The organism is Nostoc sp., from assembly GCF_036917755.1.
In the GTDB taxonomy this organism is placed as follows: domain Bacteria; phylum Cyanobacteriota; class Cyanobacteriia; order Cyanobacteriales; family Nostocaceae; genus Nostoc.
This window is the reverse complement of sequence record NZ_JBALFC010000013.1, coordinates 134,027-148,318: the sequence shown is the minus strand read 5'-3', so window position 1 is coordinate 148,318 and position 14,292 is coordinate 134,027. Positions and strand designations below refer to the sequence as shown.

Below are 14,292 nucleotides of genomic sequence, written 5' to 3'. Positions count from 1 at the left end.
TCGCCAACTCGAACTAGAGAAACTCCAGCAACTCCCACCAGACAAACCTCGCCAACTCGAACTAGAGAAACTCCAGCAACTCCCACCAGACAAACCTCGCCAACTCGAACTAGAGAAACTCCAGCAACTCCCACCAGACAAACTTCACCAACTCGAACTAGAGAAACTCCAGCAACTCCCACCAGACAAACTTCACCAACTCGAACTAGGGAAACTCCAGCAACTCCCACCGGAGAAACTCCAGCAACTCGAACTAGGGAAACTCCAGCAACTCCCACCGGAGAAACTCCAGCAACTCGAACTAGGGAAACTCCAGCAACTCCGACTGGGGGCGCATCGGTAGCAATAGTAGCTCCTTTGCTTAAAGATGAAGTGAGTAACTTGATACAAGCAGGAAGATTGCGACAAGATGCTTTACCCGACGTTATCGCTTTATACAAGGGAAGCGACACAAAACAGTTAGACTCAAGTTTTCTTGTCCACAATTCTGGACTTGAACCAGCACAGCTATTAGCTAGCTTAATAATTGATCACAATGGCAACTTTCAACAGGCTGTAGTTCTAGAAATAGAACCAGCAAGACTCCAAAGCCAAAAAAGCACATACGAGCAAGTCCTCAGCGAAGTTTTCAAAACAGAAAACTTTATCGCTGCTCACAACAACGATGGCACAAAACCAGGTTTGAGCAATCTGTATGTCAGGATCAAAATCCAACCTACTAATTCCAAGTAGATGCTTGAATTTTCGCAAAAACTGTGCTATATTTATAGGGTTGGAAATGCGCGGGCGTAGTTTAGTGGTAAAACTATAGCCTTCCAAGCTATTAATGCGGGTTCGATTCCCGCCGCCCGCTTAGAAAAAAAACTTTGAAATGCACTGGTGCAAGAAGTAAGTCAACTTAGAGCCAGGGCGAATAGAATAGAGCCTGCGGCACGCTGACGCGTAGCTTGCTTCTCCGTAGGAGTACGCGGCTACACAAACAAAGTCCACCTTTTCTGCGGAACGCTACGCGAACGTGGACTAAGAGAGAATAAAGCTTTTTGTAACCCACATTCCGCAAATATTGAAGCGGATTGAATAATTATGAAATTGAATATTATAAAGCCTGAAATGATTGCCAGATAATCATTCGTGTCAACTTAACGTAAAACTTATGTGCCACAAGGAACTTCAGTTCCTTGCTAATAGCTCAAGTCAATTTTTAGATGACTAAATAATCTCAAAAATCTTTAGTCTACTTCAGTAGAATTGGGCTAAAAGCCAAAGAAATTTCTTTCTGGGCGGGCGTGGAAGTCAACAAGCGATTTCTAGCTTAAGTTGATACCAATGAGCAGTGCTGTGCCCCTACGACAGATGTGGTTCAAATACATGAAAACTGCTGTAAGTTGACGAACAAATAAAAAACTAGAGGAATATCGCACAGCATTAATTTCCGAGTATCCCTCATCGCTACAACATAAACAATATGTAATATTTATCCAAATCTGCCGCTCACGTAATCTCTGGTGTCTTCTTGCTTAGGATTGTTGAAAATTACTTCTGTGGCGTCGTATTCTACCATGAAACCGTTACGACCACCTGTTTCTGTAGTCCGAACATTAAAAAAGGCTGTCTTATCAGAAACCCGCGCTGCTTGCTGCATATTATGGGTGACGATAACGATGGTATATTGCTCTTTAAGTTGGTGAATTAGTTCTTCAACCCGCAAGGTGGAAATAGGGTCGAGGGCGGAGCAAGGTTCATCCATCAATATAACTTCAGGTTGGACTGCGATCGCACGAGCAATACATAACCGTTGTTGTTGTCCACCAGATAAAGACGAGCCACTTTGTCGCAGTTTATCTTTGACTTCATCCCACAAAGCTGCTTTTCTGAGACTACTTTCTACCAATTCATCAAAATTACCTTTGTAGCCGTTGATTTTGGCTCCAAAAGCAATATTGTCATAAATTGATTTTGGAAATGGGTTTGGTCTTTGAAACACCATCCCAATCCGACGACGCACTTCTACAGGGTCGATGTCGGGTGCATACAAGTTTTTATCGTAAAAAAGTATTTGACCCTCTGCGTGAAATGACTCAATCAGGTCATTGAGGCGGTTATAGCATCGCAACAACGTACTTTTACCACAACCAGAAGGACCGATAAAGGCTGTCACCTGATTTTTGGGTATATCTAGCCAAATATTCTGTAAGGCTAAAAACTTGCCGTAGTAAACGTTAAGATTTTCGGTGCGTAAAACGGTTTCAGTGTCATTCACTGTTTTAATGTTAGTAGGCATAAATAAGTCTAGTGTTAGTTTGAGCGATGGGGATCTGGACTGTGGATGGTTGTTTACTAAGCTTTTTGACGAGTTGCCCAGCGAGCAATGATACTTGTGATTAAAACCATCAATACCAAGATCAAAGATGCTGCCCAAGCTAGTGATTGCCAATTTTTAAACGGAGAAATAGCATATTTGTAAACCAAAACAGCAAGGGAAGCTGTTGGTTGGAATAAGCTATCTGGCCAAAAGTTGGAAAATAAAGCGGTAAATAGTAAAGGTGCGGTTTCTCCAGATGCTCTGGCGATCGCAAGCGTTGCCCCGGTTACAATTGCTGGTAAAGCTGCTGGTAAGACTACTTGACTCACGGTTTGAAAGTTCGTCGCTCCTAACCCTACAGATGCTTGTCGCAAATCTTGCGATACTAACTGCAAGGCTTCATCAGTAGTTCGCAGAATAATTGGCAACATCAAAATTGCCAGTGCAAACCCTCCACCGAGAGCGGAATATGATCCTAAGTTCAACTTTACCAGTGTTAAAACTACAATGCCATAGGCAAATACCCCAGCAATAATTGAAGGGACTCCACTAAGGACATTAGCCGCAAAACGTACCCATCTGGCTACTTTCGCCGAACTAAATTCTGTGATGTAAATCGCCCCCAAAACTCCAAAGGGGATGCTAATCAAGGCAGCAATTCCTACCATTAGCAGCGTGCCTAAGATTGCATTACCAAAGCCTCCTCCCTTTTGTAGAGCTTTGGGTGGCAGTTCAACAAACACGGCCAGATTCAGACTGCTAAAGCCTTTAATAATCACGTAAGATAGCACTGCTAGCAAAGGTAAAAGTGCCAATACTCCGCAGGTAAATGCGATTACGGTCATCACTGTATTAAACAGTGTTCTCTGAGACATAGCGGAGCGAGTTAAACTGCGCTCTGGAAAACTAGAAGTCATAATTTAACCCAAAACTAAGCTATATTCGCTTGACTCTCAGAACGATCAACTCTGCCAGAATATTGACTACCAGCGTCAAGAAAAATAGAACTAAAGCCGCGTACATTAAAGCTGCAACTTGTAAACCACTAGCTTCTGAGAATTGATTTGCCAGTAAAGAAGAAATCGTATTGGCAGGTGCTAAAAGAGAGAGACTGATGTTGTTGGAGTTGCCAATTAACATCGTTACAGCCATTGTTTCTCCCATTGCCCGGCCGAGTCCCAGCATCACAGCACTAACTATGCCCGAAAAGGCTGCTGGGATGAGAACTTGCAAAATTGTTTCCCAGCGCGTTGCTCCTAATCCTATAGAGGCTTGGCGCAAACTGGGGGGTACAGAAATCAAGGCATCGCGGGATAAGGCTGTGATGATGGGCAAAGTCATAATCGCTAATATGACTCCCGCCGGCAACATTCCTGGCCCTGTAGGAGAAGTGCTAAAAAATGGCAGCCAGCCAAAGTAACTATTGAGCCATTTTCCCAAGCTGGTTAAGATTGGCACCAAAACAAAAATACCCCACACGCCGTAGACAACGCTGGGAATAGCTGCCAGCAGTTCTACTGCGAAAACCAGTACCAGCTTCACTTTAGCGGGCAAAAAATCCTCGCTCAGGACAACAGCAGTACCAACCCCAATTGGTACTGCTATCAGTAGACCAATAAAAGAACTCAAGAGAGTTCCATAAATTTGAGGTAGCACCCCGTAGCTATCATTAACTGGGTTCCAAGTGGTGTTGGCTAAAAAGCTAACACCAAACTTTTGAATAGCAGGCCAAGCGCCAATTGCAACCTGTGACCCGATCCATAATAAAGTGGCAGCAACCCCAAAGGCGAAAATTTTAGTCAGCCAAATAAAACCCCGATCTAGGGACTTTTCTGCCTCAGAGCGATTTTTCATCGTTGATGACAGATTTTGAGAATTTGTAGTCATGAATACCGACTTTAACTATTAAATCAGAGAAAAATGTGTGAGGCAACCAGATTACGAAAATTGTCGTTTGATCATCTTTTTAAACTGATACATTAGTAACTCCGTGTTCCCAGTTACTAATGCCCATAAAACGACCACTTCATCAATTATTGATTAGGGATGTTTGATGCTTACTTGCTAGCGCTACTACCACTGCCAACAGAGATTTTATACTCTGGACTGATTTGATCAGCAGCAGCAGCTACCTTGGTGATGACGTTTTGGGGTAGAGGAACATACCCTAGTGTACTAGCTTGCTTCTGACCCTCAGTTAAAGCGTATTCGATCGCGGCTTCAATTGCCTTAGCTTTTGCCGGATTAGGATATTTCTTGTAAGCCAAAATCCAGGTGTAAGTGACTATGGGATAAGAATCAGCCCCTTGTGGATCGGAAATAAAGAGGCGGAGATCAGGCGGTAGAGCTACTGATTCCAGAGTTTTAGAGGCTGACTCCTCACTAGCTACAATAAACTTACCGCCCTTGTTTTCCAAAGCAGCAAACTTGAGACTATTTTGTTTGGCATAGCCGTACTCGACATAACCAATAGAACCTTGAGTTTGTTGGATTTGGGCGGTAACACCCTCGTTACCCTTAGCACCGACTCCCGTAGGCCAGTTGACAGTTTTGCCTTCACCAACTTTAGTCTTCCACTCTGGACTAATAGCACTGAGGTGTTTTGTAAATACACCCGTGGTGCCGCTACCATCGGAACGATAAACAACTGTGATCGCTTCTTTTGGAAGCTTTGCACCTGGGTTAGCCTTGGCAATTTGGGGATCATCCCAAGACTTGATTTTACCTAGTAGAATATCGGCGTAAACTACGCGTGGTAGCTTGAGTTCTGGAACATCTGGCAAGTTGTAAGCCAGCACAATACTACCAGCAGTCACAGGCAGTAAAATAACGCCCTTATCCGGTGGCACTTTCTGGATTTCTTCATCTTTCATGGCAACATCGCTGGCACCAAAGTCTACAGTACCTTTGATAAATTGCTCAACTCCAGCACCGCTACCAACTGATGCATAGTCAACTTGCAGATTTGGATACTTTTTGTTCAAATCCGTGAACCAGGTGTCGTACAGTGGTGCCGGAAAAGACGCACCAGCCCCGGTTAGCTTTACGTTTCCACCAAGGTCTAATTTGGTTGGGCTAGATGCAGTAGTATCTGTAGCAGTGCCAGAAGGCGTATCCTTAGTGGCTGTGCTATCTGGGGTTTGCTGTCCGCCACAAGCTGCTAGGCTGATTGTCAGTGCTAACACTGAAATTGAACCTGGGAGGCGATGAGTTTTTATTACACTAAGACGTGAGAGCATCGCGATCAATTTTTTATTATATTTCCAGGTGAGCGTCTCTAAGATACCCCTAAAGGACAACAATTAAGATTAACAATAGGTTAATAAAGCAAAAAAACAAGCATTTTTTTGATGAAAAGCAAACCCTTATTTCTAGTTTTGATTGATAAATTTTGTACTTATGTCGATTTTAAGTTGTAAATAATACTGATTAAAGTACTTTACACGTATTTACAAAACTTTATTCTTAGTGTAGGTTCATTGGTCAAGTCATCAAAAAAGTATGCCAATAGATGATAAAGCATGGTAGAAACAGCCCTGCTGATAACAGGGGGCAGTTCTTGCTGGAGGAAAGGATTATGAATGAAAACTTTCCTTCGACCCAACTCTTAGAGACGCTGCACTTGGGCAAGGTGACACAGTGAGCAGTTCGACAAAGCTCACTGTAAAACCTGTCGAACTGCTCTGTTACCACGCGTACCACGCGAATGGCAAATGTTACCTGAGCTTGTGGAACCGCTCAGGGGAACGCAAGCTCAGGAACCATAGTTAAGTTATGGGTATAAAATCGAGTTTAAAAAGAAGAATTGTATCGGGTATAGTGCAGCCAGATGCGCGGAGCGATCGCCTAAAAAAAGTGCATTCAGGAAATATCTTAAGCACTTAGTAGCCACTTTAGGCAATGCTCTAAAAAATTAGTAGAAATATTAGGCTCAGTAATTTTACCATATTTTAGGTCAAATCTTAGAACTATAACACGCCTAAGTCAATAAAATCAGACAATAGACACCTAAGCCGCAATTCCCATAACTGAAAAATTACACACCAAAAAGGCAAAAGAAAATATGCTAGTTCTTAAGATGTCAGCACAAATTTCATTTCAATATTAATGAATATACTGCTTGCTATTGGTTTTCCCTTTTGCCTTTCCTTGGTTGGGTTATAAATGTTTGCTGCTTCCAATCAACTACTATGGTCTATGATTGGCTTACTCCTAACAATGGGTGGCACTTTCCTAGAAGCTTATGGCATCACCTTACCTTGGAGTTGGAGTCAGCACGGAATTCAGACTTTTTCTTTAGGAGTCAGTTTTCAAATTGGTGCAGTGCTGCTGGTGGGTTGTTTAGGAGGCAAAAATGCCGGTGCGCTGTCGCAAATTGCCTATTTAGTGATGGGGTTAACCTTATTACCTGTATTTGCCGATGGCGGCGGAATTGGTTATGTTAAGCTATCTCAGTTTGGCTATCTACTAGGCTTTATTCCTGGAGCTTGGATTTGTGGCTTGTTTGCTTTTAAAGCTAGACCTCGACTAGAAACTCTCGCCTTTAGTTGCATCTGTGGCTTGTTAACTCTCCACCTATGCGGTATTACTTATTTGATTATTAGCTATATTTTTCAGTGGAAAGGCGCAGAAAATCTACCCTTGATGCAAGCAATCCTCAGATACTCCTGGTTTGCACTACCAGGGCAACTAACTGTGGTGTGTGCCGTTACTGTAATAGCATATGTATTGCGTCACTTAATGTTTTATTAGTTCATTGTCCTTCGTCATTTGTCAAAAGCTCATGACCAATGACCAATACTTCGGCAACGCTCAGTACAAGTGACCAATGACCAATACTTCGGCAACGCTCAGTACAAGTGACCAATGACCAATACTTCGGCAACGCTCAGTACAAGTGACCAATGACCAATGACTAATTCGCCATGCGTTTAAAAAATCGCCTTTTCTGGATTGCTGCCTTCATAGCTTTCTTCTTAGACCAAATAACAAAATACTGGGTGGTGCAAACCTTTAGCTTGGGGCAGACCCTACCACTCTTACCTGGGATATTTCACTTCACCTATGTCACTAACACTGGTGCCGCTTTTAGTCTGTTAAGTGGGAAAGTAGAGTGGTTACGCTGGCTATCTTTAGGAGTGAGTTTGGTATTGGTAGTGTTGGCCTTGTTTGGCCCAACCTTAAATTTGTGGGATCAGTTGGGCTATGGCTTGATTTTAGGTGGAGCTATGGGCAACGGTATTGATCGGTTTGTTTTAGGCTACGTCGTTGATTTTCTTGACTTTCGCCTGATTAACTTTGCTGTATTTAATGTGGCAGATTCATTTATTAGTATCGGTATTGTTTGCCTGTTAATTGCTTCCTTGCAAAAAACACCGACTTCAACTGGTAGGTCGCATTGAAGAAGAATACAGAATTCAGAATCAATTAGTGGCGGGTCTGAATCCCGCACTAATTGTAGACCACATTTCGGCGCTGCTCAGTAACCACCAAATTTTCTTGTTTTGTGGGGGACTTAAACCCGTTTATTCACACGCTCCCGGACTCGCTCTAAGCAAAGCTATGCCGTTGGCGTTGGCGAAGCCTCTCGTAGAGAAGGCTTTACGCTGCGCTATCCGCCAGTTACACAGAATTCAATTCTGAATTCTGAATTCTGAATTCTGACTCCTGACTCCTGAATTCTGATTGTTAAACTATAAAGCCTGGGATGGTTAATCCCAGGCTATTGATTACTAAAACCCTTGCTTAGTGCTATATGCGAAGACTTTATCTATAGGTTCGAGCAATTGTGATTTTTATCTTACACCAGTTCGCATAACTGGTGTAATAGGTGAAGATGCACCAGCGATCGCTGATGGCAAACTAGTATTCAGATTATGTTATGCCTCAGCTTTTAATTTAATTACCTGGGACAGGAGGTTTTGGCGAACTAGAGTCTGGAGTAGTGGGAGAGCTACCTGGTTGGATACTGCTGCCAGGAGTGCCAGGAGTGCCAGGTTGTTCCGGCGGGGTTGAGCTACCTGGTTCGGTAGAGCTGCCAGGAGTGCCAGGTTCAGGTGGGGTTGGGCTACCTGGTCCTGGAGTTAAATTGTTAGGAGTGCCAGGTTCAGGTGGGGTTGGGCTACCTGGTTCGGTAGTGCTGCCAGGAGTGCCAGGTTCAGGTGGGGTTGGGCTACCTGGTTCGGTAGTGCTGCCAGGAGTACCAGGTTGTCCAGGTGGGGTAACGCTTCCTGGTCCTGGAGTTAAGTTGCGGGGAGCGCCAGGTTCAGGTGGGGTAACGGTTCCTGGTGCTGGAGTGCTTTCGGGAGTGCTAGATCCAGATGGCGTTGTGGTTCCTGGTGCAGTTGTGCTATCTGGAGTGGTGGTGCTGGGCGTGGTTTCTGCTGGTACTGTAGTGCTACTAGGAGCGCTAGGGGTGGATGCTGTGCCGCCGGGACAGCGAGAGTTGAGCGGAAAATACTCGCAGAGAATTTTCATCCCTTCTGGCGACATCTTGATTTCCGTTGGTGCAGTAGTGGAGTCGCTAGTAGATTGGGCTATGGGGGATTTACTGGATTGACCTACAGCAATGTTAGCGGTGAGCGCTAAAGATAGAGCTGTACCAATCATGGTCAGAGATTTTCCCATCATTCTTGAAATTAACCTTAACGGAACACTCGCACTATTAAAACAGACAATTAGATTTAGAAAATCTTCCTAAATGAAGATATTTAGGTTTGTTTCAGAATATGTGGATATGTAAAATTGGTAAAAATTAAATCTGTTGTTTCTTGATAATTAGTGTTTAAAAGTACAAAACCCAAAATTATGGTTGTAGTTATTGAACTAGTAATAGTAGATAAAATAAGCCTTTGAGAGTGGATAAAAAATTTCTGCTTCTATAAATAAGTGACGAAAATCACAAACTAATTCTAATTAAAAGCGAATTTAAAGTATAAATTAGATCAAAAAGTTCCGTATAGCTAATTTATGCTTTGGCTTATGAGTAAAATGATGAAAGACTAACATCTAAATTGATTGTAATTCGCCCGATTCTTCACTAAAAACTGTGATGTGAATAGCCGATGAGTTCTCCCCAACCCCCTCACAAGCCACAAACGTTACTAGGTCAACTGACTCAAGCAGTACATACGATTCAAGCTAGGGTCGATTTTTCTAAATTGGCGCTCAAGCCTAATGCCAAGGTACCGGAACTTTGGGTGCAGGATGCGGGGGCGGATAAGGCAGAGGTATATCCACTGTTGGGCGATCGCTATATTCTAGGTCGTAGCTCCAAATCCAGCGATATCGTCATCCGTAATCCTGTTGTCAGCCAAATTCACCTGTCGCTATCGCGGAATTCTACTCAGCGCACACCAGTTTTCGTGATCAAAGACGAAAACTCCACCAATGGCATTTATCGTGGTAAGCGTCGTGTTAGTTCCCTGGAACTGCGTCACGGCGATATTCTCACTCTGGGACCTCCAGAACTCGCCGCTTCTGTGCGGTTACAATACGTCGATCCACCAGCTTGGTATGTCAAAGCTGCAAGTTTGACAGCTTATGGTGTCGGTGGTGTCAGTGCCCTGTTAGCGTTAGTGATTGGCGTTGAATGGCTGAAATTTACAGTAAGACCTCTACCTACAGCTACACGCGCCCCAGTAGTTGTTTATGCTCGTGATGGAGCCACCCCCCTGAGAGAGCCTCGAACTACCTCTCATGTAGACATGAAGCGTTTAGAGGAATTTGGCCCTTATTTGCCTGCTGCGGTGGTGGCTTCAGAGGATAGTCGTTATTATTGGCACTTTGGGGTTGACCCTTTGGGGATTTTACGAGCCGTGTTGATCAATAGCCGCAGCGGAGATGTGCAACAAGGAGCCAGTACTGTTACCCAGCAGGTTGCCCGCAGTTTGTTCCGCGAGTATGTAGGTAGACAGGATACCCTTGGACGCAAATTGCGGGAGGCAATTGTTGCCCTGAAACTCGAAACCTTTTACAGCAAAGATGATATTTTGCTGATGTACTTAAATCGTGTTTTTTTGGGTGGAGATACCTCTGGCTTTGAGGATGCATCCCGATATTACTTTGAGAAGTCAGCTAAAGAATTAACTTTGGCAGAAGCAGCAACGTTGGTGGGAATTCTACCAGCTCCTAACGGCTTCGATTTTTGTGGGGATAGTCACAATAAGTTAGAAGCTGCTGAATACCGCAATCGCGTGATTAAGCGGTTGCTAGAGATGGGTAAAATTAAGCCTGAAGATGCGAACCGAGCCAGACGCTCCACCGTGCAAGTTAGTCCTAAAGTCTGCGAACAGCAAGCTAAAACGATCGCTCCTTATTTTTACAGTTACGTCTTCTCTGAGCTGGAATCAATCTTGGGGCAGGGAGCCGCAAGAGAAGGAAACTATATCATTGAAACCCAGCTTGATCCAGCGTACCAGAGTCAGGCAGAAGCAGCGTTGCGGAATTCAGTCAATAACGGTGGCACAAATTTTAATTATTCTCAAGGGGCGTTGGTAACTCTTGACTCCAGTACTGGCAGCATCTTGGCAATGGTGGGCGGCACTGATTACAAAAAAAGTCAATTCAATCGTGCTGTCCAAGCCAAAAGACAACCAGGTTCCACCTTTAAAATCTTTACTTACACCGCCGCTATTCAACAGGGAATTTCACCATCAAATAGTTATTCCTGCGCTCCTTTAACTTGGCAAGGCTTTACTTATAAACCCTGCCGTGCTGGTGCTGACACTAGCTTTGATATTGCTACTGGGCTGGCGCTTTCTGAAAATCCCATCGCCCTGCGAGTTGCCAAAGAAATTGGGTTAGATAAAGTGGTGGCGATGGCGCAGCGTTTGGGGATAAAATCACCCCTTGATCCAGTTCCTGGCTTGGTACTGGGTCAAAGCGTAGTCAATGTTTTAGAAATGACTGGTGCTTTTGGCGCTATTAGCAATCGCGGTCTGTCGAATCCTCCCCATGCCATTAACCGAATTTTAGACAGTGGTGATTGCCGCGATCGCAATGATATCAAAACCTGCCGTGTAATCTACTCCTTCGACCAAGATCCAGATGCTAACAAACGAGTGCTGCCAAATGGTGTAGCCGATGAGATGACTAGTTTAATGCGCGGCGTAATCACAAGAGGTACTGGTCGTAGTGCTGCCATTGGATTGGGGGAAGCTGGTAAAACTGGCACGACTGATAAAAACGTTGACTTATGGTTCATCGGTTTTATCCCCAGTCGGCGGCTTGTAACTGGTGTTTGGCTGGGAAACGACAATAATTCCCCGACATCTGGCAGCAGCGCTCAAGCAGCTCAGTTGTGGGGCAATTATATGCGGCGGATTACAAGATAAATTGGGCATTGGGCATTGGGCATTGGGCATTGGGAACTATTGATCAATAAATGATCAATAGACTTTTGTGAGAAGACCTGATTTTGAGGACTTAGAAGTTTATCAACTTGCTGAGAAGCTAGCAAATCAAATTTGGCATATTGTTAAAGGATGGGATCATTTCACTAAAGATACACTGGGCAAGCAAATTGTTCGGTCTGCTGATAGTGTTTGTGCGAATATCGCAGAAGGGAGAGGTAGGTACAACGACCAAGACAATCGACGTTTTGTCAAGATTGCGAGAGGGTCTTTGTATGAAACAATCAGCTGGTTGAGGTTAGCCTACGCCAGACAGTTATTGACAAATAAACAGGTAAGCAGATTTAAACCAATTCTTGATGAACTATTACCCAAGCTCAATGCTGATCTAAAATCCATAGGGAATAGGGAATAGGGAATAGGAACTTAATTCTCTTCCCCATGCCCCATGCCCCATGCCCCATGCCCCATGCCCCATGCCCCATGCCCCATGCCCAATTATTGATATCCCTGCCAAGGAGTGATTTCCAGCGTACCGCTAGGCTTGAATATCACTTGGAAGTGGGCGAGAGGTTCTTTATTGTTGGGAGGTGCTACATTGGAACCGTAGATAGCGTTGAACATCTTCGGAAGCGGTGTTTCTCGGAAATAGTCAAAGGCGACTTGGTTGAGTGGTTCATAGTCAGCAATTACACCATCTTTGTTAACCGCTACCCGATATTTTAAATCTCGCGTAAAGGTGGGGGTGCCACTCCAGGTTTTGCGAACTGCATTATAAAGCTTTTGGTTTAAACCTTTGACTATATTAGAGTCAGTAATTTTTGCACCCAGTACCTCTGGCGTACTAGCATATCCCCGCCAAGGGCTAACTTCTAGTACACCTTTTGTATTAAAGACTACTCTAAATTGGGCGATTGGTTCATTGGAAATGGGAATGCGGTTAGCAGGATTGTAAAGTAGGTTAGGCAGAGGAGTTTTTCCCACTGCTAGATTCGCCTCTTTATTCAACGCTTTATAACCAACGATCGCTCCATCCGCTGCTACACCCAGACGATAAATTAAATCGTCGTTCAATCCTGAGCGATTAGTCCAAGCTGGATGAATTTGGTTGTACACTTGGCGATTCAATGCACGTAACTGCGATGGATCAGTAATTTCCGAAACTGTATTTAAAAGTGCTTCTAAATCTTTAACTGCCGGCTTTGTATTAGCTGTGGGTGTTGGTGTGGGCGTTACAGCAGCGATGGGAGTTGCAGCAGCTGATGCTAGAGGAGTGATGCTTTTTGTTGTAGAGCTACTTTGCTCATCTGGTTGAGGCTGCGGTGGACGCATTTGGGGAGGTGGAATCAAGTTAAAAGCGATCGCTGCTATTGCTAAAGTTGATACTCCCACAGCAGCAGGAACAGCCTGTCTGATCAAAGCCTGACTAGCACCGCCATAGCGTCTGGTAACTGGTTGTAGTTCTAGGGATAATTCTGGTAAAGTTTGGCTATCAGCAAAAAACTGATCCACTGCTTCCACTAAATCAAACAACTGTACCGTATTCAAATCTATTTCAATCGGCGGACGTTTGGTATTTTTAGAGGGAGACTCGAACCCTTCTGGAACACCTTCTGAATGTATGATTAACCTGTGCCGGTTGCTGTTAACTTTCTGAAACTCTACTAGCTCCGATTCCTGGTTGTGTGCTTGCGGATTGGGTACACTACTTAAAAATTCTTGGGCATACCCACTAACAGCCCTCACCAAACTTTCAAAAAATTCTCGCCCTCCCGTTAGGGGTTGATTGTAACCAGATAAATAGCATTCTGCATTTACCAATATTGATAATTCCGGGCGCATTTCCTGGAACTGTGCAGCCCTAGTGACATCACTTAACCCTTCTAAAAGCAGTGTACAATTAGGTAGACTGTACTTACGTTGAATATTCATTCCACTTCACCATCAAACAAACTAATCCAGAACCTCTGCATTCCAGCTGTACCCGTACAAAATAGTAATTGTCCTAACAAATTTATCGCTAGCTCATCTAATTTTTCATCAGAACTTAATGCTAGTAAACCAGAACGGCGAGCATTCATCCGGCTCTTAAAATGCGCTCTAAACCGCTCTAGGTAATTAGATAGACGCAAATTCTGTTCTAATGGAATCTGTTTTTCTTCCATTTGTTGACATATCATTAGTAACTGGCGGATGACAACAGTTAAACGCCGCGCCATGTAGCAAGCAATGACCACCAGAGCTTTTGCTTCCATAATAGTTAAGGGACGGCGCATATGCGCTCTTCGTAGCGGGTTAGAGCTACGCATCCGCCATAAATTCACCCTGTCTTTAACAATTCCTTTAAGATCCAACTCTTGAGCAAAAGACAGGATTGCTTCCGAACCACCAAGCTCTAAAGCTTCAATTGCCAGTAAAATCAGGTCAATTTGCAACCGCGTTCTTCGAGGACAGGTTTTGGAAGCGATCGCAGGATCTGGTAAAGTGTCCAGAACCGTCGGCAGTGACTCTTGGGTTGGACTGTTGAACGGCGTTAAACTTGCTGAGACATTCATTCTATAAATACCTTGTGCGGTTCCAACAGACTAGATAAAACAAATTTAAGATCGGTAGCCAAGACTTGAACATTAGACTTGT

14 protein-coding genes and 1 tRNA gene are annotated in these 14,292 nt (G+C 44.0%); 7 read left to right on the top strand and 8 right to left on the bottom strand.

Features of this window, described 5'->3' with window-relative positions; genetic code table 11:
* From V7L05_RS04845 to V7L05_RS04835, 3 genes are all read left to right on the top strand, one after another.
* The coding region (locus V7L05_RS04845; protein ID WP_335162287.1) for a hypothetical protein at positions 1–343 on the top strand (343 nt) is incomplete at its 5' end.
* A gap of 29 nt (positions 344–372) precedes the next feature.
* On the top strand, positions 373–732 hold the full coding sequence (locus tag V7L05_RS04840) for a hypothetical protein (protein WP_335162285.1): 360 nt from the start codon (positions 373–375) through the stop codon (positions 730–732).
* A 50-nt stretch (positions 733–782) separates the two neighbouring features.
* Positions 783–853, top strand: a tRNA-Gly gene (locus V7L05_RS04835).
* 621 nt (positions 854–1,474) lie between these two features.
* On the opposite strand, the gene pstB is transcribed toward V7L05_RS04835, so the two are convergent.
* From pstB to pstS, 4 genes are all read right to left on the bottom strand, one after another.
* Positions 1,475–2,281, bottom strand: coding sequence for a phosphate ABC transporter ATP-binding protein PstB (gene pstB / locus V7L05_RS04830; RefSeq protein ID WP_335162283.1), 807 nt, complete (start codon positions 2,279–2,281; stop codon positions 1,475–1,477).
* A gap of 56 nt (positions 2,282–2,337) precedes the next feature.
* A complete protein-coding gene (pstA, locus tag V7L05_RS04825) occupies positions 2,338–3,219 on the bottom strand; it encodes a phosphate ABC transporter permease PstA (protein ID WP_335162281.1) in 882 nt (293 codons plus the stop codon).
* A gap of 19 nt (positions 3,220–3,238) precedes the next feature.
* Entirely contained in the window at positions 3,239–4,189 is a 951-nt protein-coding gene (pstC, locus tag V7L05_RS04820) for a phosphate ABC transporter permease subunit PstC (RefSeq protein ID WP_335162279.1), read from the bottom strand.
* A gap of 170 nt (positions 4,190–4,359) precedes the next feature.
* The gene (gene pstS, locus V7L05_RS04815) at positions 4,360–5,541 is read right to left on the bottom strand and encodes a phosphate ABC transporter substrate-binding protein PstS (protein ID WP_335162277.1); all 1,182 of its coding nucleotides are present in this window, start codon (positions 5,539–5,541) and stop codon (positions 4,360–4,362) included.
* Between the two features lie 925 nt (positions 5,542–6,466).
* Between pstS and V7L05_RS04810 the strand changes: the two genes are divergently transcribed.
* Both V7L05_RS04810 and lspA read left to right on the top strand, forming a co-directional pair.
* Positions 6,467–7,054, top strand: a complete 588-nt coding sequence (locus V7L05_RS04810) for a biotin transporter BioY (RefSeq protein WP_335162275.1) — start codon at positions 6,467–6,469, stop codon at positions 7,052–7,054.
* Between the two features lie 173 nt (positions 7,055–7,227).
* A complete protein-coding gene (lspA, locus tag V7L05_RS04805) occupies positions 7,228–7,704 on the top strand; it encodes a signal peptidase II (protein ID WP_335162273.1) in 477 nt (158 codons plus the stop codon).
* 496 nt (positions 7,705–8,200) lie between these two features.
* On the opposite strand, the gene V7L05_RS04800 is transcribed toward lspA, so the two are convergent.
* On the bottom strand, positions 8,201–8,932 hold the full coding sequence (locus V7L05_RS04800) for a hypothetical protein (RefSeq protein ID WP_335162271.1): 732 nt from the start codon (positions 8,930–8,932) through the stop codon (positions 8,201–8,203).
* Between the two features lie 434 nt (positions 8,933–9,366).
* Between V7L05_RS04800 and V7L05_RS04795 the strand changes: the two genes are divergently transcribed.
* Positions 9,367–11,637, top strand: coding sequence for a transglycosylase domain-containing protein (locus tag V7L05_RS04795; RefSeq protein ID WP_335162269.1), 2,271 nt, complete (start codon positions 9,367–9,369; stop codon positions 11,635–11,637).
* On the opposite strand, the gene V7L05_RS04790 is transcribed toward V7L05_RS04795, so the two are convergent.
* Positions 11,613–11,762, bottom strand: a complete 150-nt coding sequence (locus tag V7L05_RS04790; protein WP_335162304.1) for a hypothetical protein — start codon at positions 11,760–11,762, stop codon at positions 11,613–11,615. The genes V7L05_RS04795 and V7L05_RS04790 overlap by 25 nt on opposite strands.
* Between V7L05_RS04790 and V7L05_RS04785 the strand changes: the two genes are divergently transcribed.
* Positions 11,705–12,070, top strand: coding sequence for a four helix bundle protein (locus tag V7L05_RS04785; RefSeq protein WP_335162265.1), 366 nt, complete (start codon positions 11,705–11,707; stop codon positions 12,068–12,070). The two genes, V7L05_RS04790 and V7L05_RS04785, sit on opposite strands and share 58 nt — an antisense overlap.
* Positions 12,071–12,153: 83 nt before the next feature.
* Here the strand turns inward: V7L05_RS04785 and V7L05_RS04780 are convergent, their stop codons facing one another.
* Both V7L05_RS04780 and V7L05_RS04775 read right to left on the bottom strand, forming a co-directional pair.
* Positions 12,154–13,587 (bottom strand): DUF4335 domain-containing protein, encoded by a 1,434-nt coding sequence (locus tag V7L05_RS04780; RefSeq protein ID WP_335162263.1) that lies wholly within the window; start codon positions 13,585–13,587, stop codon positions 12,154–12,156.
* Positions 13,584–14,210 carry a DUF3038 domain-containing protein gene (locus V7L05_RS04775; protein ID WP_335162261.1) on the bottom strand — a complete coding sequence of 209 codons (627 nt, stop codon included), beginning with the start codon at positions 14,208–14,210 and terminating at the stop codon, positions 13,584–13,586. Before V7L05_RS04775 ends, V7L05_RS04780 begins: the two co-directional genes overlap by 4 nt.
* Positions 14,211–14,292: the final 82 nt, after the last annotated feature.